14 protein-coding genes are annotated in these 18293 nt (G+C 64.8%); 4 read left to right on the top strand and 10 right to left on the bottom strand.

Going from position 1 to position 18293, the window contains the following annotated elements:
* Positions 1–15 precede the first annotated feature (15 nt).
* A complete protein-coding gene (locus NA11_RS29065) occupies positions 16–1200 on the bottom strand; it encodes an ROK family transcriptional regulator (protein WP_069165218.1) in 1185 nt (394 codons plus the stop codon).
* Between the two features lie 300 nt (positions 1201–1500).
* On the opposite strand from NA11_RS29065, the gene NA11_RS29060 reads away from it, so the two are divergent.
* The gene (locus NA11_RS29060; RefSeq protein WP_069165217.1) at positions 1501–2406 is read left to right on the top strand and encodes an SGNH/GDSL hydrolase family protein; all 906 of its coding nucleotides are present in this window, start codon (positions 1501–1503) and stop codon (positions 2404–2406) included.
* Here NA11_RS29060 and NA11_RS29055 read toward each other — a convergent pair whose 3' ends face one another.
* The 4 genes from NA11_RS29055 to NA11_RS29040 all read right to left on the bottom strand — a co-directional run bounded on the left by NA11_RS29055 (position 2407) and on the right by NA11_RS29040 (position 7036).
* The gene (locus NA11_RS29055; protein WP_218023396.1) at positions 2407–3318 is read right to left on the bottom strand and encodes a phosphotransferase family protein; all 912 of its coding nucleotides are present in this window, start codon (positions 3316–3318) and stop codon (positions 2407–2409) included.
* Between the two features lie 58 nt (positions 3319–3376).
* Positions 3377–3661: a VOC family protein gene (locus NA11_RS29050; protein ID WP_069165216.1), complete on the bottom strand. Its 285-nt coding sequence runs from the start codon at positions 3659–3661 to the stop codon at positions 3377–3379.
* Positions 3636–5753 carry a CocE/NonD family hydrolase gene (locus tag NA11_RS29045; RefSeq protein ID WP_084655163.1) on the bottom strand — a complete coding sequence of 706 codons (2118 nt, stop codon included), beginning with the start codon at positions 5751–5753 and terminating at the stop codon, positions 3636–3638. The genes NA11_RS29050 and NA11_RS29045 overlap by 26 nt, the downstream gene beginning before the upstream one ends.
* A gap of 77 nt (positions 5754–5830) precedes the next feature.
* Positions 5831–7036, bottom strand: a complete 1206-nt coding sequence (locus NA11_RS29040) for a PucR family transcriptional regulator (protein ID WP_069165214.1) — start codon at positions 7034–7036, stop codon at positions 5831–5833.
* Positions 7037–7238: 202 nt separating this feature from the next.
* On the opposite strand from NA11_RS29040, the gene NA11_RS29035 reads away from it, so the two are divergent.
* Positions 7239–8909 carry a bifunctional 3'-5' exonuclease/DNA polymerase gene (locus tag NA11_RS29035; protein ID WP_069165213.1) on the top strand — a complete coding sequence of 557 codons (1671 nt, stop codon included), beginning with the start codon at positions 7239–7241 and terminating at the stop codon, positions 8907–8909.
* Here NA11_RS29035 and NA11_RS29030 read toward each other — a convergent pair whose 3' ends face one another.
* Complete coding sequence (locus NA11_RS29030) at positions 8910–9329, bottom strand: MerR family transcriptional regulator (RefSeq protein ID WP_069165212.1); 420 nt, start codon at positions 9327–9329, stop codon at positions 8910–8912.
* A gap of 132 nt (positions 9330–9461) precedes the next feature.
* Here NA11_RS29030 and NA11_RS29025 point away from each other — a divergent pair, with 132 nt between their 5' ends.
* Positions 9462–10772: a flavin-containing monooxygenase gene (locus NA11_RS29025; protein WP_069165211.1), complete on the top strand. Its 1311-nt coding sequence runs from the start codon at positions 9462–9464 to the stop codon at positions 10770–10772.
* A 78-nt stretch (positions 10773–10850) separates the two neighbouring features.
* On the opposite strand, the gene NA11_RS29020 is transcribed toward NA11_RS29025, so the two are convergent.
* Positions 10851–11093 (bottom strand): hypothetical protein, encoded by a 243-nt coding sequence (locus NA11_RS29020; RefSeq protein WP_069165267.1) that lies wholly within the window; start codon positions 11091–11093, stop codon positions 10851–10853.
* Positions 11094–11638: 545 nt separating this feature from the next.
* Here NA11_RS29020 and NA11_RS29010 point away from each other — a divergent pair.
* Positions 11639–12772 carry a cytochrome D1 domain-containing protein gene (locus tag NA11_RS29010; protein WP_141717906.1) on the top strand — a complete coding sequence of 378 codons (1134 nt, stop codon included), beginning with the start codon at positions 11639–11641 and terminating at the stop codon, positions 12770–12772.
* Positions 12773–12843: 71 nt separating this feature from the next.
* Here the strand turns inward: NA11_RS29010 and NA11_RS45885 are convergent, their stop codons facing one another.
* The 3 genes from NA11_RS45885 to NA11_RS28995 are packed head-to-tail and all read right to left on the bottom strand — an operon-like array spanning position 12844 to position 17272.
* Positions 12844–13971 carry a beta-propeller fold lactonase family protein gene (locus tag NA11_RS45885; RefSeq protein WP_069165208.1) on the bottom strand — a complete coding sequence of 376 codons (1128 nt, stop codon included), beginning with the start codon at positions 13969–13971 and terminating at the stop codon, positions 12844–12846.
* Positions 13953–15068 (bottom strand): YncE family protein, encoded by a 1116-nt coding sequence (locus NA11_RS29000; protein ID WP_141717905.1) that lies wholly within the window; start codon positions 15066–15068, stop codon positions 13953–13955. Before NA11_RS29000 ends, NA11_RS45885 begins: the two co-directional genes overlap by 19 nt.
* A 50-nt stretch (positions 15069–15118) precedes the next feature.
* Positions 15119–17272, bottom strand: a complete 2154-nt coding sequence (locus tag NA11_RS28995) for a lipoxygenase family protein (protein ID WP_167837757.1) — start codon at positions 17270–17272, stop codon at positions 15119–15121.
* Positions 17273–18293: the final 1021 nt, after the last annotated feature.

Genomic DNA, 18293 nt, shown 5'->3' with positions numbered 1-18293 from the left:
TGGGTCTGGCGAGGATCAGTGGGTTGAGAAGACGGCGTCGCGGGTGGACGCCAACGCACGCTGGAGTGCGCCTTGCAGAACAGGCGAACCGGTCAGAGCGCTGCTGCGCACCTCCGGTCGCAGGACGGTGAGCTCCGCCAACGCGTCCTCGACGAGACCACGCAGCCGTTCGCCACCGGCACAAGGCATTTCGCCTGCCAGGATCAACAGCTCCGGGTCGATCACGGAGACGATCGAGGCCAGCCCGAGGGCCAGCCTGCTCGCGAGCTCGGCCAGGAACGCGTCGCCCTCCCCCGGTGTGTCCAAGGCCTCGGTGACGACGAGCGCACCGGTCGGCGCAGTGAGACCGTGGCTACGGGCCAGCGCCAAAACGGCTGGCTCCCCGGCCAATTCCTGGAACCCACCCGAGTTCTTCCTGCGGACGTCGTGCACGATCGGCGCGCCGGGCAGCGGCATGTACCCGACTTCTCCTGCGCCGCCGTTGAAGCCGCGGTGCAGCTGGCCCGCGATCACGATGGCCGCGCCGATGCCGGTGCCGGTCCAGAGCAACACGAAATCTTCGCAGCCCTGCGCCGCACCATGGGTCTGTTCTGCGATGGCCACCAGGTTGACGTCGTTCCCGATCGACACCGAAGTGCCGATCGCCGTTTCCAATTCGGCGACCAATCGCGGCGGATGCCAGCCCGCCAGGTGGGTGGCGTAGCGCAGCTTGCCGGTGGCCGGATCGAAGACGCCGCCGAGCCCGATCACCGCCTCGTGCAGCGCGCCATCGGCCAGGCCTGCCAGGCTCACCGTCTCGGAAACCGCTTCGGCCACTTTGCCGATGGTGCGGGCCGCCGACCACCCCTTGGTCGGCACCTGGTGCTCAGCGAGCACGGTCCCGGCGATGTCCGCGACGGCAATCCGCACCGTGGTGTTGGTAACATCGAGCCCTGCCACATATCCCGCGGCCGGATTCACCTGGTACAGCAGCGCATTCGGCCCCGGCTTGCCAACCAGCGTGCCGACCGGGACGACCAGGCCCGCCGATTCGAGTCGTCCGAGCAGCTGCGAGGCGGTCGGCTTCGACAGCCCGGTCATGGCGCCGATCTGGGTCCGCGACAGCGGGCCGTTGGCGAGCAACAATTCCAGTGCGGCGCGATCGTTGATGGCGCGCAACAGGCTTGGTGTCCCGGCGAGGGTGTATCGCGTGGTGGCCACGTGATGCCCGCCCTTCCAGTTCCGCCCGAGCGACGATCGGGTGAACTATTAGGAAAGTTTCCAATTACTTGAGCAGGGACTGTATGCCCGGTTTGCCCGGCTGTCAACGGTCGCTTCGCCGTTGGTGATCACCCGCTACCTGGGTGCGCACCTGCTGATCACAGTGCCGAGACGATGGTGAACGTCGACCTCCCGCAGGTGACGCCTCGTCGCCTGGCCTGTGAGTTGGGTGACATCGGGGCGAGGAATGGGAGCCGGGGAACTATCTTCTGGCGGATAGCCGTCGAACGGAGGTAGCTCGTGTTCCGCTTGCCTGCCACGCTGTTGGCCGCGGTGACCGCCGCCGTCGTCGTCTGCGCACCGGTCGTTGGCGCCGAAGCCGACATACCGGGTTATCGCGAGTATGTCGCCCTCGGCGATTCCTATACCGCCGATGTCTTCACGAGCTTGCCACCGACGACGGAATTCGTGCCGTTCAACTGCGACCAGTCCGCGACCGACTATCCGCATCAGGTCGCGGTGGCGCTGCGCGTGGCTGTCTTTCGCGACGCCAGTTGTGGTGGTGCGAAAACCGACAACATGGCCGGTCCGCAGACCGTGCCGCTCGGCGTGAATCCGCCCCAATTCGACCGGCTCACGCCGACAACGGATTTGGTGACGGTCGGCATCGGCGGCAACGACCTGCGACTGCAAGAACTCATCGACCGGTGCCGCGACCTTGGCACCCTGCTCCCTGGCGCGTCCACGTCGAACAGCAACGGCTGCCAGGATTCTCGCGACGCGTTCGCCGCTCTCGTGGCCGCGACGACACCGAAGGTCACGGCTGTCCTCGCGCAGATTCACGAGCGCTCGCCGCGAGCACGGGTGCTGCTGGTCAACTATTTGAATGCGGTGCCGATCGACGGCAAAGGCTGCCCACCATCACTTCCGGTGCACGATGACGACGTCGCATATCTCGCTTCGACGATGGCCGAACTCAACACCATGCTGACCCGGGTCGCCGCAGAGGCCAACGTGGAATTGGTCGACACGTACGGTCCGTCGCTCGGCCACGACGTGTGCCGAAGCCCCGAGGATCGCTATATCGAAGGCCTCGTACCGTTTTCAGCCAAGAACCCCCAATTGCTTGCCTTCCCTTTCCATCCCAATGCCGCGGGCGCTGCTGCGCAAACCCGAGCCGTGCTCGCCGCGATCACCGAACGATAGTCACCCGTCGAGCATCGCCGTGATATCGGCGGCGATGCCCGGCAGCCGCGCAGTCTTGCCGATCTCAGCAAACCAGTCCCAGAGTTCGAGCGCATGGAAAAGCCGGTAGACGCCGACTCGGTCGGTCCAGCGGTCCGGGAGTTCGCCATAGCCCGCGATGAGGCCGGACAGCTTGGCCGGGTCACCGTGCATCGCGTAGTAGTCGGCTTTGGCCAGATCCATCAGCGGGTCGGCGGCGATCGCGTTCTCCACATCGATCAGACCGGTGAGCGCCGGCCCGTCCGGGTGATCGACGACCAAAAGGTTGCCTTCGTGAATATCGTTGTGGCACAGCACAGCTGATGCGCACTGCGCGAACAGTTCACCGTGTTCGGCAACGTAGTGCTGAATACCCGAATGCAGCTGGGGATCACCGCCCAGATCACCGAATTCGGCCAGCTTCTTGTCGAACTGGCGGTGCATGTACGCGGTATTGCTCGGCAGCGGGTCGAGGATCCGGTCGGTCAGATATCCGTAGGAGTCCCGGTCGATGGCGTGTACCGCGCGGAGCAGCGCACCGAGTTGACGGTAGATCGAGCGCAGGCCATCGTCATCGAAGCGGCAGTCCCAGAGCGGCACCCCCGGCAGCAAGCTCATCACCAGATAGTCGGTGTCGGCATGCAGGATCGTGGGAACCGGGCCGATCGCGTGCTGCGCGAGCAGCTGATAGATGTGCACTTCTTTCCGCAGCTTCCAACGCCATCGAGGCTGGTAGATCTTGACGATGACCGCTGGAACCGTACCGGTACAACGTATTTCGTAGACAGTGCTTAGCTCGCCCGCGGTGCGCGAAATGACGTCGACGAGTGACGCGGCGGGCAATGCCTGGCGCAGCATCTTCTCCGCGGTCCGCGAATCGAGTGTCCCCTCCACGTTGGCTACGGTAGCCCCGACTGCCACCGCAGCCCACGGAGTTTTCGGCCCGGCGGGGTCAGGAGTCGGTGGCTACCTTCCAAAGGTAGCCGTCCGGGTCGCTGAAAAAGCCGAAGTAACCGCCCCATTCGACGGGTTCCGCCGGCTTGACCACGGTGCCGCCTGCTGCCTCCGCGGTCCGCATCACCTCGTCGACCTCGGCCCTGGTGTCGGTGATGAAATGGAACGAGACCCCGCGAAATCCGGAGCCTTCCGGCGAGACCCCGGCGTCCTGGGCCGCCGCCTCCCAGGCGTAGAACTGGCACGCACAGGCATCGCTAACGCCAGGCGCTGTCGGCGGCATAGCCAAGGGGCAGTACGATTTTGGACGGAAACCGGGCGGAATGCTCGATGGTGGTGGTCGAGCCGAGTAGCCCTGGGATGTCCTGGGGATGCGGCATGCTGGCGGGGAAATTGCTGCTGGAGATCCTGACTCGCAGCCGGTGCCCGGCGTCGACTTTCTGTGCGGTCGGGAAGACCCTGACCTGGACCTCGGTGACCTGGCCCGGGACCAGCGGTTGCTGCGAGGACGAAGTGTTCTGGTGGACAGCGGCATAGACGGTGCCGTCGGCGGTTCGCCATGACCGCTCCTCGTCGAGCGCGCGCCGCTTGGCGGTAAGCGATCCCTCGGTGAGCTGGCGGACGCTACCGTCGGGGGCGACATCTTCGACGGCAACATCGAAGGCGGCGTCGGTCGCGGTCGATGCGGCGAACAGGGTGGCCGTGATCGGCCCCGCGAGCGTCATGGCTTGATCGAATGGTGTTGTGGTGTAGGTCAATCCGTTCTGCGGGCCGATTTCGGTCTGACTGCACGGTTCGTGCAGATTGCCCAGCGAGAGCAGGTTGATCACGAACTCGAAGACGCCACCGGTGGCTTTGCCGAACGCGCGACTGCACGGGTTGTTGACCAGGGAGTAGTCCCAGCGGTCCGGTGCCTGATCGCCTGCGGGTGGTGCGGTCGAGAGTTGGTTGCCGTCGAGGTAGTAGCTCGTCGGCGTGGTTTCCGCGAACGGGTAGGCGCTGGTGCTCATCGCGTTACCGTTGCCATCGATCACGTTGAGCGGCTTGCCGTTTCGGTCGATCCCGTTGTCCGCACCCTTGAGCCAATGGTCGAACCACGCCGCGGTGTGTTCCTCGGTGCGGATGCGTCCGGTCGGTGCGAACCCCGTGGTGACATGCGGCCACGGGCCCTGCAGGATTTGGTAGCGCGGGTCCGGCTTCATCGATGCGTCCATCGGTCCGTAAGGGTCGCGTCCCGCGGCCGTGTTCTGCAGGGCGGAATACAGTTTGAAGGTCGCGCCCTGGAAGATGTCCGCATCGCCGCCGACCGCGTAGACCGCGACGTCGTTGCGGACGATCCCGGCGATGTCGTTGGACAGCAGGCGTCCGCTGACCACGGGATCGTCAGCGTTGATGCCTTGCGTCAGCAGGCGCGCGGCCAGGCCGACAATGCCTTGGCCGTCGTCGCCGATGAGGCCTTTGAGACGGTCGACGATGATCCCGATCGCGCGCAGCGGTTCGACCAGAGCGGCCTCCCACAGGTTCGCGTACTGCAACCACAGCCCTGGCCAGACGATGACGAACGCCGAGATCAGCGGCGCCCATTGGCCGTCGCCGAGCACGTCCTGCAGGAGGTCGTAGTCGGTGTTCATCGCGAAAATCGCCTTCAGCGGCGAGTTCTCACCGATCTTCGTGGCAGCATGCATGGCCTCGACACCGGGAAACGAGTAGCCGAACATGCCCACCTTGCCGCTGGAATCAGGTATCCGCGCGGCCCAGTCGACGAGTTCCTTGACATCCTGGGAGCTGCGCTCGCTGATCGGCGACCATTGACCATTCGACGCACCCGTGCCGCGAACATCGGCAATGACGTTGATGTAGCCGCGATTCACCAGGTCCGCGGGTGCACTCACCTCCTGAAGCACCGAGTTGATGACCGGACCGAGGTCTCCGGGTACCGGAAGGTCGTATTCCTCGAAAATGCCGCCGATGGCACTGACCAGCAGGCCGTTGTACGCGCCGTAGGGCGTCACCGACAACACCACGGGGAACGGGCCCGGTGCGGGCTGATGGGTCACGGGGTCGAGGGGATAGCGAATCGAGGCATGGATGTCCACGCCGTCGCTCATGCGCACGTTCTGAACGATGTCGTATCCGGTTTGATACGGACTCGGACTCGGCACATAGCCCGGAGGCAAACCGAAACCGGCCGGAGCGTGGCCCGCGGGACCGACGATCGGGGCGGCCGCCACCCTGGCGAACGGGGTCGCGGTGACGGCGATGGCCAGCACGACGGCGAGCAGCGCGACCAGCCAGGTGCGCGGCATGGCCGACCCCTCGTCGGCCCGCCGTGCCACTGGTCCGACGCCTCGATGCGTCGCACTCACGTTGTTCATGCACACGAATGGTTCCAGAGCGGGCCGTCGCAATCACCTGGCAAATACCTCGACTTTGCGGACCCCTTTTGTGTAAATCACAGTCGGTCGCCTGGCCGGCTCTCCAATCGCTGCGCGGTGCGCGCGGCGAGCAACGTGGCGATGCCAGCGGGCTGTTGCGGATCGAAGCCGGTGAGCTCCGCGATGCGGCCGAGCCGGTAGGTCACGGTGTTGCGGTGGATGTACAGCAGGCTCGCCACCGTGTTGAGGTTGAACTGGTTGTCGATGAACACATCGAGTGTGTGCATCAGGATCGGTTGTGCCGCAAGGGGAATGAGCACATCCGCGAGAACTTTGCGAGCCGGGCCTGAGGTGGCGACCGCATAGTCGAGCACCATGTCGTCGCGATGAGAGACGACGGCGTCGAGCTGCGCGCTGCGGGCCACCTCGGCGACCGTCCGCGCCTCCTCGTAGGCGGCGGGGACGGCCGCATGCGTGGTGGCTGCGGCAACTCCGATCCAGAGTTGCGGATGTGCGCGGTCGCCACCGAAACCGAAACGGCTCGACACCCAGGACGCCGGTGGTGTGTCGTCCTGCGTCGCCGGGATCAGCGCGACCCAGCCGTCGCTGTCCCGGCGGATCAGCGCGCCGGGCTGCTCGATGATGCGGCTGCGCAGTGTGGTGAGGGTGCCCGGCGCGAGTTCGCCGAGGCGGATCACCACGACGAAATACGCGTCGGCGACGACGATTTCGAGACCGTGTGCCAAGCTCCGCGGGTCCCGGCCTGCCAGCAGCGCGTCGGAGATCTCCCGCTGCCGTTCAAGCAGATCCCACCCCGGTTGCTGGGCGTCCGCGACCAGCGCGGCGGAGATCCGCGACATCACCAGCGTGACGTACTCGGCCAGGCGAACGCCGAGCTCAGGCAGCCGCAGCCGATCCTCGTCGCTGATCAGCGGCAGCAATCGCGACCAGAAGAAGCTCACGCCGATCCGGTAGTTCTCCAACGCCTCCGTCAGTGGCATTCCGTCGTGTACCAGCCGAATCGCGCGATCGACCAACGGCTGCGTCTGGTCCGGCGTCGGCTCGACGCCGCTGCCCAAATAGCCGAAGAACAGCTCGACGTTCAAGGTGGCGCTCGGCACGAAATCCGCAGCCATCAACGACTGCGGCAGCAGGTGGTACGGCGGCGAATCCAGATGAAACTCGCCGGTCAGCGTAGCAGCTTGCACGCGAAGTCGCGCCACCACCGGCTCACCGGACAGCACGCTGCCACCATCCGGAGCATCAACGGATCCGGCCTGCATAGCAGCCTCCTACGGTCATCGAGAGGTCGAGCAGTTGTTCAAATGCAGAATATGCGGTACTAGCGGTCCCGAGTACGAGCCCGTCGAATCGGCACCCTATATCGCTTCGGAACTTGCCTTGGATGTTCGCGCTTATCAGCGTTCGGCGCGCACGTCCGGACAGTTCGGGGTTGGTGTCGGTGGGCGGTGCGAGACTCTGGGCATGCGATGGGCGGTGATGGAGACCGAGGGTGGGGGTGCGCGTCTTTGTCCGCTTGATCGGGACGGGCGGGTGGCGGGGGCGGTGGTGTCGGAGCCGTCGTTGGTTGAGGCGGTGCGGGCGCGGCCGGAGGTCGAGCGGTGGGTGTGGCGGTCTACCGCGGAGATTTATCGGGGGCTGTTGGCTGGCGGGGTGCGGGTCGAGCGGTGTTATGACGTGCAGGCGGCGGAGGCGCTGCTGATCGGGCACGAGGAGGGGCAGTCGGGGCAGGCTCGGTCGTTGGCGGCAGCCTGGGCGCGGCTGCACAAGTTGCCTGTTCCGCCGGATGCGCCGGTGCGGGCCGCGGAGACCCAGCCGTCGCTGTTCGAGTCGGGGCCGGTGCCGTTGCCTGCGGGGACCGACGAGTTCACGGCGCTGCTCGAGGTCTACGCGGGGCAGTTGGCGCGGACGGAGAAAGCCGAGCATCCGGAGCGGATGCGATTGCTGCTGGCCGCCGAGTCGGCGGGGATGTTGGTGGCGACGGAGATGTCGCGGGCCGGAATTCCTTGGCGTGCGGATGTTCATCGCGAGCTGCTGGACACGATGCTGGGTGAGCGATTTGCAGGCAGCATGGAACCGCGGCGGATGGTGGAGTTGGCCGATGAGGTGTCGCAGGCGTTCGGGCATGGCGTCCGGGTTCGGCCGGATCTGCCGAACGAGATCATCAAGGCTTTCGGGCGTGCGGGAATTCTGTTGTCCTCCACCAGGAAGTGGGAGTTGCAGCAGATCGATCACCCTGCGGTGGAACCACTGCTGGCATACAAGTCGCTCTACCGCTTGTACACCGCGCACGGCTGGTCGTGGCTCGAGCAGTGGGTGCACGACGGGCGGTTTCGTCCCGAATATTTGCCCGGCGGAACGGTTTCGGGCCGCTGGACCGCCAATGGCGGTGGCGCCCTGCAGATTCCGAAGGTGATTCGGCAGGCGATCCGGGCGGACCCGGGATGGACGCTGGTGGTTGCCGATGCCGATCAAATGGAACCGCGTGTGCTTGCCGCGATCTCGCGCGATCCCGGCCTGATGGAGGTGGCCGGGCGCGGCGACGATCTGTATGCGGATCTGGCTGCCCGCGCCTTCGGCGGCGATCGTGCGCAGGCGAAAATCGCTCTGCTCGGCGCTATTTACGGGCAGACGTCCGGTGATGCGCTCACGCACATGGCCGAGCTTCGCCGGCGTTATCCGGCCGCGGTGGCGTATGTCGATGACGCGGCGCGCGCCGGCGAGGAGGGCCGATTGGTGCGCACGTGGCTGGGCCGCACCTGTCCGCCGCTGAGCGCCGCATCGCTCGACGAGGATCAGGACGACGAGGGTTCCCCCCGCTACGGCAGCACCTCCGCCGCACGTGCGCGCGGCCGGTTCACCCGCAACTTCGTGGTGCAGGGCAGTGCCGCCGACTGGGCGCTGCTGGTCCTGGCCGGCCTGCGGCAGGCGATGGCCCAGGCCGGGCTCCGCGCCGAACTGGTCTTCTTCCAGCACGACGAGGTCATCGTGCACTGTCCGGCGGAGGAGGCCGCGACGGTCGCCGAAGCGATCACCGCGGCGGCCGCGACCGCGGGCACGCTCACCTTCGGACCGACACCGGTCCGGTTCCCGTGCACCACCGCGATCGTCGAGTGCTACGGGGACGCCAAGTAGTCACTCCGCGGTGGCGGTCATCGCGCGCAGGTACGGACACTCTTCGGCGGGGTTGGCATCCGGGCAGGTCAGCAAGTGCTCGAGCAACGCCTTCGCGGTCGCAAGCCGTTGCTGCTCTTGTTCGATCTCGTCCAGCCGTCCGAGAACCGCTTGCCGCCATTCGTGATTGCGGGCACCGAGGACCGTGCCGATCTCGTCGAGGGTCATCAGGCCGGTTTCACGCCACATCCGGATCAGGCCGATCCGGTGCAATTCGTCGCGACCGTAGAGGCGCCAGCGGGACTTGCGTAGCGCCGGGCGCAGCAGGCCGCGCTGCTCCCAGTAACGCAGCGCTGATTCCGCGACGCCGAATCGCCGTGCTGCCGTACCGATTCCGACCAAGTCGCCCGGCTGACCGGCCACCGCTCGAGTGTCGCTCATCGCACCCCGCCGTTCTTTGTCGTCGTAGGTCTTGATCTCTAGTCGACTTCAAATGATTTGGTAAGGCAAGCCTAACGAAGAACGCGGGACGGCGATGACTGCCACCGCACGTGCGACAGAAAGGTATATCTGGTGAACACCGAATACTCCGAAACCGTCATCATCGGCGCCGGCCAGCAGGGGTGCGGGGTGGCCGCGTCGCTGCAAGACATCGGCCATGCGGCGGTGGTCGTCGAGCGGGCCGAGGTCGGCCACGCCTGGGCGCATCAGCGCTGGGACAGCTTGCTCGTCGGCAGCGGCAACCGCACGATTCAGTTTCCCGGATGGGAGTACGACGGCACCGACCCCGACGGCACCATGTCGGGGCGAGAACTGGCCGGGCATCTGCGTCGCTACGCCGAGGAACGACAGCTTCGGGTGTTGCAGCACACCGAGGTTCAAGCGGTCGAGTGTCCGCCGGATGCGGCGGATGGCGACGATGTCAGGTTCCGGACACAGCTGTCGAGCGGCGTCGTCCTCACGTCGCGCAATCTCGTCGCCGCGGTGGGCGGCTATGCGAACCCTCGGGTACCGGACTTTGCGGCCGCTATCGATCCGAGCGTCCAGCAGGTGCATTCGCGCGATTACCGCAATCCCGGATCATTGCCGGACGGTGCCGTTCTGGTGGTGGGCGCAGGCATCAGCGGACAACAGATCGCGGACGAACTCGCGGATGTCGGACGCAGCGTGTTCCTTTCGGTCGGTCGCCACCGCGTCTTTCCGCATCGCTATCGTGGCCGCGGAGTGCACGATTGGATGTACATATTCTCCCTGTACGAGGATTTTGTGACGGCGGAGACCACCCAGGTCGAGGGCGGTACGCCGACCAAGTTGCCCGGCCTGCCGGTGACCGCCGTGACGAACCGCAACGCGGCCCTCAACCTCGGCACGCTGGCCGAAAAGGGCGTAGTCCTGGTCGGTTCCGCGCGTGCAGCTGACGGCAGCATCCTCTCGGTGGACGACAACGTCGTCGCCATCGCGGCGGACTCGGCTCGATCGCTGCGCGCGATTCTGCAGAAGATCGATGCCGGAATTCGCCAGCGCGGGTTCGTGGCACCGGAGCAGCACCCACCGCTCGAGGTGAACATGAAGCACATAGCCAACTTCGGAGACAAGCTCGACCTGGCGCACCACGACATCACCTCGATCATCTGGTGCACCGGCTTCGGGCCGGACTATTACTTCCTGCCGAAGCGGGCGCTCGACGAGCACGGCGCGCCGATCCAGCACAAGGGCATGCTCGGCGCATTGCCAGGGCTCTACTACGCGGGGCTACCGGACGGAAACTCGCTGCACCTCACGGGAATCCCCGCGACGGTCGAGTGCGGACAGTTCATCGCACGCCAGATCCACATCGACTCCGTCATGCGATCGGGTTCCTCGGCATCCGTCGTGGTGCACTGAGCCTCGGCACATCGGACGAACAGCGCCACAGGTGGCAACGATCCGCGTGCGATCGCGCGCGGATCATTGCCGCCGTGATCAGCGCACCTTCTGCAGCCACAGATCGGAGCGGCCACCACCGATCTCGACGCACTTACCCGGCGGGGTCCACAGCTTGGCTTCCTTGATGCAGTAGGCCGTCGCCACGTCCGCCTCGCGGCAGCTCCACTGACCCCACCCCGGGTTCGACGTACAGTTCGTCCCGGCAGCGGATTCCCCGGCGAACACGAACGCGGACGCGGCGATCGCCGCCGCGACGGACAGCACAACTCGAATGACCATCGTCTGCACCCCTCTTGCTGAAACCTGTTGAATAGCAACACCATATCGATACTCGAGCCGCCAGAACCCGCAGCAAGGACGGGTTGGCAGTCCGTTGGCAGCCCACGGTGGCAGCGACCATGCCGCAGGCACGCGCACCCCCGGCCACGTGCTCGCCCATCACCGTGCAGGGTCAGCGCACCCGCGAAGCGAGCTGGACGGCAGCAACAAAGAGCAACCAGAACACCCACAGGACACCGTGCCGATTGCCGTCCCGTACAGGATGACGAACCCCGCGCACTCCCCCGACCCCAGTAGTCCACGGACCGACATCGACGGGGATGGTGGCGCCCGCCGGATGGCGACCAATCGCGCCGACCAGCGTGGCGAGGATCGACAACACACGAGATCAACACCTCCACCGCGAGTCAAGAGGCCCGGCGCATCATTCGGGTATCGAAAGTCCGCAAGCGGATAACCCCAAGGCACCACTGAGCGGGAGTTTTGCCTGGTCACGGCGTGCGGACCGTTGACCGGCACCCCTCCCATTGCTGATCGTTAGCCACATGCCATACAAGGTCGGGAACAATCAGAAAGCAGGGAGCTCGAGCAGGTTTGCTGTAGCGGCGAAAGCCGTCATGTGCCTGTTGGTCGCGATCGGCATGATGAGCCCGATCAACGGTGCCGCGAACCCTGCCATACCTGGCAGTGCCAGCGGTCCGGACGGGCCGATCTGGGTGCCCAATTTCGGGACCGGTGCGGTCGCAGCGATCGACCCAGCGACGATGCAGCTGGTGTCGGAGATTCCGAACGTGGGCGATCACCCGATGGTGATCAAGGAGCTGCCGGACCACTCACGCCTGTTCGTCGGCAACTTCGGCCCGTTGACCTGGAATGTCTCGGTGATCGACACTGCGACGCGCTCGGTCATCGCGCGGATCCCGACGATCGGCGCGGCATACGAGGTGATCCAGCTGTCCCACGACGGCCGCTATCTGTACGTTCCGACGTCACTGTCGGTGATCGACGTGTTCGACACCCACACCTTGCAGCTGGCGCGCACGCTGCCGATCGTCTTGCCACCGCTGCCCGTACACGTGGAGATCGCGCCCGACGACTCAGTGTTGTACGCGCTGACCGCCAGCGGCCAGGCAACGAAGTACGACGCGAATACGGGCGCGATGCTCGCACCACCCATCTTCCTCAACGGCCTGGTCCCCGGGTGGGGTGCGATGAGTCTGTCCGGCGACACGATTTATGCGGTGAACACCCATTCCGGTGTCACCATCATCGACACGAAGAGCTGGTCGGTGACCCGCACCATTTCGCTGCCGTTCGACGCCGAACCGATTTCGGGGACGCTGACCCCCGACGGATCCCGGCTGTGGGTGTGCGACTACTACACCAAGGAAATCCTGGTGCTGGACGCACAAACCGGCGACATTCTGAATCGAATAGCAACCCCGAGTTTCCCGGTGTACGCCGGCTTCTCCCCGGACGGGCGCACCGCCTACGTCACCGTCGTCTCGGACGGATTGAAACTCGGGTTCTGGAGCCCGCTGACGGATCCGTTCCAGCAAATGATCGCCGAACAGCTGAATCTCGACACCTCACTGATCGCCTACAACGTCGACAGTGGTGAACCGGGACCGAAGCTGACCGTCAAGGGCGCATTCTTCGCGGGTGTTTTCCCCGGCTGAAGCGGCTGCGCTCCCGACCCTCAGGGATGGGGTCGGGAGCGCACTCGGCTCGGCACCCTAAGGGCGACAACTCATCCCGGATACACGCCGGCGACGAACGCACCCTTGACTGTCATCTCCCGTCCCGGCGTGGCCTGCTCGGTGTCATACGCAACGAGAAACGTGTCCAGCTGCAACAGTTTTGCCCAATACGCTTCGAAGGACGTCGTGTATTGACCCGTCAACGGAGTCCAGTACGGCAGCGGAACACCCTCGGAGACAAGGGTGACGTACGCCGTCGCCCCATCCGATGAGAAGCCGACGTATACCGGATTCCGGTCGGGAGTCGGTATCCGCCGCAAGATCTCGCCCGTTCGCGCATTCAGGACATACATTTCCTTGCCCATGTAATCGCAGACCCACAAAGTAGATCCGTCGGGCGTCAACGTCGCCGAAATGGGCCCACCGTCGACCGGAAGGAGGATCGTCCGCACCACCGACCAACTGCGGGTATCGACAATCGTGATGCCGGACCAGAAGTTCACCGCGTAGAGCAGATCACCGTCGGCACTGATGGCTCCCCACCCTGGCATAAATCCGTTGAGGACGATTGGCGGTGCGAGCACTGCGCCGGTGTGGGCGTCGTACGCGGTCGCGGTGGCGGGAGAGAACACGTACATCGTGGAATCGTCGGCAGAAAGCTCCATGTGCGACGGTCCTGGCGGAAGCAGGACCGGCAGCGTCCGAACCACATCCAGCGTCTGGGTATCGATGACGCTGACCACTGACAGCCCCGTCGGAACGAAAACATAGCGCCCGTCGTGCGACATCTGGATCACTGCGTACGCCGGGCCGATCGTGGGAATTCGCTTGATCACCGTCTGCGTCGCGACGTCGATCACCGAGACGTTCCAGTTGAACGGACCGAAATTGCCGACGAACAACCGCGAGTGATCCGGCACCTCCTTGATCACCATCGAGTGATCGCCGACGTGCGGAATCTCGGTCTGCACAGCCATAGTCGCCGCGTCGATCGCGAAAACCGATCCCGTGCCGTAGTTCGGAATCCAGATCGGACCGTCGATGCCGCTGGTGCTGCCGGGAATCGACGGATTCGCCGAACTGTGCACCGGCACAGCGGTAATGCCGATCGCCGCAATCACCAGCGGGACGATCATCCTCGTTCGAAGAAAGCTGATCATCAGATGCTCGGCAACCACACCGGGATCCCCGGACCGGCCGCGGTCGGCACGGTCGAGACGACTTTGTCGGTGGCGGGATCGAAGGTGATGATGCGTCCCGGCCCCAATGCGCCGATGGTGATCAGGTTCATGAAGGTGATGGACTCGCCGGGCGGGCCGGGGAGGTTCCGCGACGTGCGCCCGGAATCGGCGATGTAACCGCGAGAACCGTCCCCGCTGAACGTCATTCCGATGACGTCGCCCTCCGTCGGAATGGTGCCGAGCAACCTGTCGTCAGCGGTGTCGAAGACGAGCACCCCGTCGCCGCCGAACCGCGTGACGTACAGCTTGCGGCCGTCAGGTGAGATATCCGAGGTGAAGGCACCGGGATTCAGGGGGCTGTAGTTTCCGTCGCCGCTGGTGGTGATGACTTTGTCCAGGGCCCAACGCTTTACGTCGATGACACCGATCTGGTTGACGGTGTCGGTGTACAACTTGGCACCGTCCTTGGTGAAGCTGTACCAGAACGGCGCAAGCCCACCACTCCAGATCGGCGGTTTGACCACCGCACCGGTCTGCGGGTCGTAGGCCCCGATCAGGCCGCTGACGAAGCCGACGTATATCAGGCCGTCCGGCCCGGGAAACGCACCGGCGGGGATATCCGCGAAGCGGAACCGCCGCACGATGGTGTCCGTGGCGACATCGAGCACCTCGATGACGAATCCCATTTCCGGAATGTAGATTTCGTTGCCGTCGGCCGAGGTGAAGATGCCGAGTGCCACCGATTCGATCGGCATGGTCCGACTGGTTCCGTTGCGGCGGTCGATGATTCCGATCGTCGGCGGGGACACCAAGCTGAAATTGTCCGTATACACCTTGGCGCCGTCCGGAGTCTTCGCAAGCACCGCGGGGTGCGACAGTCCGATCGGCGCCTTGATCGGGAACCGGTGGTTGATCGTTTCGGTTGCGGTGTCCATCACCGCGACCGTGTCGTTGTCGACCTCGGGAATGAACAATTGACCGGGCGGCCCCGATTCGGTGGCCGTTGCCGCAGGCGCGGCCGTCAGCATCGCGGCGCCGATGAGAGCGGTAGCGATGCTGATCCGGCCGATGCTGCCAAGCCTTGGTATGCGCACTGCGGTGGTCCTAATCATGAGAAGGGGCAAGGGTTTTCGCGCTCGATGGCTCAGACGTTGGTGCTGGTCGGGATGTTGCTCGGCAGCAGGAACTCGTACGGCTGAAAGCGATTCGGGTTTCGCCGCTTGATCTCGTCCTCGGCCTTGCGCAGATTCGCGCGGAACCGTTCGAGCGGGCCGCCTGGTCCGGTAATGCGCGGATCGCCGAAAACCGGTGGGAACGGAAAGGTATTGGTGCGGTAGTCACCGAGCGGCCGATAGTAGATGTCACCGAGCTGGTGCAGAAAGAAGAACTGCGCCAGCGTCGTGAGCATGCACGGCAGCATCTTGATCCAATCCGCCTCGGTGTGCCCCGTGGTGTGCACCGGCGCGGGTGCCGCCGTCATGCCCGAGACGAACGGGGTGTACGCCATCAGACCGGACTGCGGGAAATTGACCGACGCGTGGTACGCGCTCGTGGTGTACACGATCATCGTCGCCACCTCGACGAGCTGGTCGACCGAGGTGATCGGCCGGAACCCGGTGATCCTTCCCGCAGTGGCGATTTCCGCGCACCACGCGGCGAGTTCGGTATCGCCTTGCACGTCGCCGTCGTTCTGGTAGTAGACGCGTAGATAGTCGCCGACCCATTCTTCGATGGCGTCCCAGATCAGCAAGGAATCGTCACGGTAGGGAAAGTCCTTCAGCACTGCCGCGTTGTCAACGCCACGCCTGGCGAAGTCACGATGCGGCATCCGCTCGTAGAAGTCCCAGGTCTTGCGATCCTCGATGATGGTGCTGACAATGTCGCCGAGTTGCGGGGCCAGAATCAAATCCCCGAAGGTGTTCGGCGCGATAATCACTGTCGCCGCAAGCAGGTTGACCCAGATGTCTCCTTCGAAATGCGGCATCAGCAGCATGCCGAGCGGGTGGTTCGGCGCCAACGTGCGATGCGTCGCGACGGTGAGCGCTTCGGAGATCAGGTGTCCTCGGCCGAGATGGGCGAGCATTTCGTGATGGTTGAAGTCCGCGGTCTGCACCACGGTCTTGGCCATCTGCCAGCCCCAGAACCGGTCTCGGTCATCGGGCCTGGGACGAACGAACATCGGTGCGGTAGCGGGATTCTGGCCGCACTGGATCGCCACGGGCTGTAGCCGACCGCCGCCGGGCGGGAGGGCGAACAGGGCCAGCGGGGCGGAGTTGTAGCCGTCTCCGGTGAGGATTTTGTATGTCGCGTGTTCGGATGCCATCCTGCCGAGTTCGGCGTAATTGGTAAGGAACACTCGCCCCTCGGCGATCGCACGAGACAGATCGTCTGCGACGCCGATGCCCTCCCGGTACTGCTCGGCAGTGACGGGGAAGTTGTCGGGGAGCGCATCCGTCACCCGCTCGATGACGTTCGTGTTGAACCCGCCGACGCGCATATAGGCGAACAACTCGTCGTCGTGCAGATTGTCGGCAACGTCGGGAATGGACGCGGTCTGCCAGATCGCGTTGTAGCGAGCCAAACCATCCTTGGTACCGAAATCACCGATACCTTGGTTCGCGGCAAGCAGTTCCTGCAGATTCAGCCGAAGATTTCCGATGACGGTTTGCACCTGCTGGAAGAGGTCGAGTAACTCCGCCTGCATGATCGTTGCCTGGGCCATGTCCTCGGGCGGCGCATCGATGTAGGCATCACCCGGCCGGTCGCCGAGCTGGTGGTACTTGCCGTTACCCAGTTCCTTGAAGCGGGTGCGGAGGCCTTCGAGCTGTTGCCGCTTGGCCAGCAACTGCAGTTTTCCGTCGGCTAACGTGCCGGTCATCTCACCGTTGAACATCGGTATCAACGATCCGACAATGTCGATGGCGGTGGTGACCACCGAATCCACCACTGTGAACAGCCACTCGATGGTCGGGAACGAATCCAGCGGAACCAGGAACGCGACCGGAACACCCTGCAAGGTCGGGAACTCATAGGTAAAGGTGTAGGACGTCTTCGAGGTGAACAAGGCGGCCTGCCGGATCCACGGCGCTGGGTCGAACTGTGGAAGCACCGGCACCGAGGCAACCTGGGCCAGCGGGGGCGGTAACGGAATGTCCGGAAGCGGCGGCAGCGGAATGTCCGGAAGGAACGGTATCGGGCCGGCCTGTGCCGGCGCTGCGGCCAGGCTCGCGCCTACGGCCGCGAGCGGGACCAGCGTGGACGCACCAAGAAGTCGGCGCCGACTGAACTGCATGTTCATCTGCCCTCTCCGTCGATCTTCGGCTGTCATAGACAGCGGTCACGGTCGCAAACGTCCATTAGCTGAAGGTTTGCTACGTGGTCGATGGTGCGGACGGGTCGGAGGGCGGTCAACCTCCTTTAAGTGGTGAACGCGGAATCCGCATGTCGAATGACGTTGTGGGATTTCCGCACGAGGATAATTCTCAGAGATTTCCCATCGAGCTCCTCTTGCTGAGAGCGGTGTTTGCCGATAGAGTGCCCGACCTTCGCAGAGGCGAGGGTGCAGTTAGCCTTCGACCGGTGTCGCGGGCGCGGTGCCGACTACGCCGCGAGCGTTGTGACCGCCAGCACCGATCCCTGCACAGTGGCGCCTCAATGGCAGTCTGGCCGCCGACGGTGCCGGACAACACCGCGCGCGGCCGTCATCGGGCTCTCCTTCGCCAGTTCAGCAATTCTCGGACGCTGATCGGTTCGCCGGGCGTCAGTAATCGAAGTCCAGGAGCCGGTGCGAGGTCGCGCAAGAATCGGCGGACTCGTTTCACTGAACGAACCCCGGCTGGCGCGGACGCCATCCGCCAGTACCGTTGTTTTTGTGCTGGCGCTGATCGAGGTATTCATTGTGGTCGCCGTAATCTGTGGCGGCCTTTCTTGTTCGTCCATGTGCTGACCGAATGGTCGGGACGGCCACGCAGACGCCGCCGCGGCTGGCTGGGCAGCAGCGACCAGACGTGGTCGGCCGGCGAATACGGATCGGGCAACGACGGCGGAAGCAGTTCCGACGGCGGCAGTAGCTGTGGCGGCGGCGGAAGTAGTTGCGGCGGCGGCAGTTCCTAACCCCCTCCCCCACACCCACGGCGAATCGCGCCCTCCACCGTCCCCACCCAATCATCCAGATTGGTTGGGCCACAAAGCCTCCCAATCCAACACAACCCAAAGCAAAACCCCAACGCCACTTACCGACCTGCCCGTTCCCCCTCTCCGCGACCCACAGACCTCCCGTACGGTTCACAGAGCCCAGAGCGTCTGTGAACCGTACGGAG

The organism is Nocardia altamirensis NBRC 108246 (assembly GCF_001612685.1).
Lineage (GTDB): Bacteria > Actinomycetota > Actinomycetes > Mycobacteriales > Mycobacteriaceae > Nocardia > Nocardia altamirensis.
This window is presented reverse-complemented; position numbering and strand designations above follow the sequence as displayed.

Coding starts and splice junctions, on each gene's coding strand:
- NA11_RS28995 (WP_167837757.1), bottom strand. CDS start 17,272: ATGAACATGCAGTTCAGTCGGCGCCGACTTCTTGGTGCGTCCACGCTG.
- NA11_RS29040 (WP_069165214.1), bottom strand. CDS start 7,036: ATGCAGGCCGGATCCGTTGATGCTCCGGATGGTGGCAGCGTGCTGTCC.
- NA11_RS29020 (WP_069165267.1), bottom strand. CDS start 11,093: ATGGTCATTCGAGTTGTGCTGTCCGTCGCGGCGGCGATCGCCGCGTCC.
- NA11_RS29030 (WP_069165212.1), bottom strand. CDS start 9,329: ATGAGCGACACTCGAGCGGTGGCCGGTCAGCCGGGCGACTTGGTCGGA.
- NA11_RS29050 (WP_069165216.1), bottom strand. CDS start 3,661: ATGCCGCCGACAGCGCCTGGCGTTAGCGATGCCTGTGCGTGCCAGTTC.
- NA11_RS29045 (WP_084655163.1), bottom strand. CDS start 5,753: ATGAACAACGTGAGTGCGACGCATCGAGGCGTCGGACCAGTGGCACGG.
- NA11_RS29010 (WP_141717906.1), top strand. CDS start 11,639: ATGCCATACAAGGTCGGGAACAATCAGAAAGCAGGGAGCTCGAGCAGG.
- NA11_RS29035 (WP_069165213.1), top strand. CDS start 7,239: ATGCGATGGGCGGTGATGGAGACCGAGGGTGGGGGTGCGCGTCTTTGT.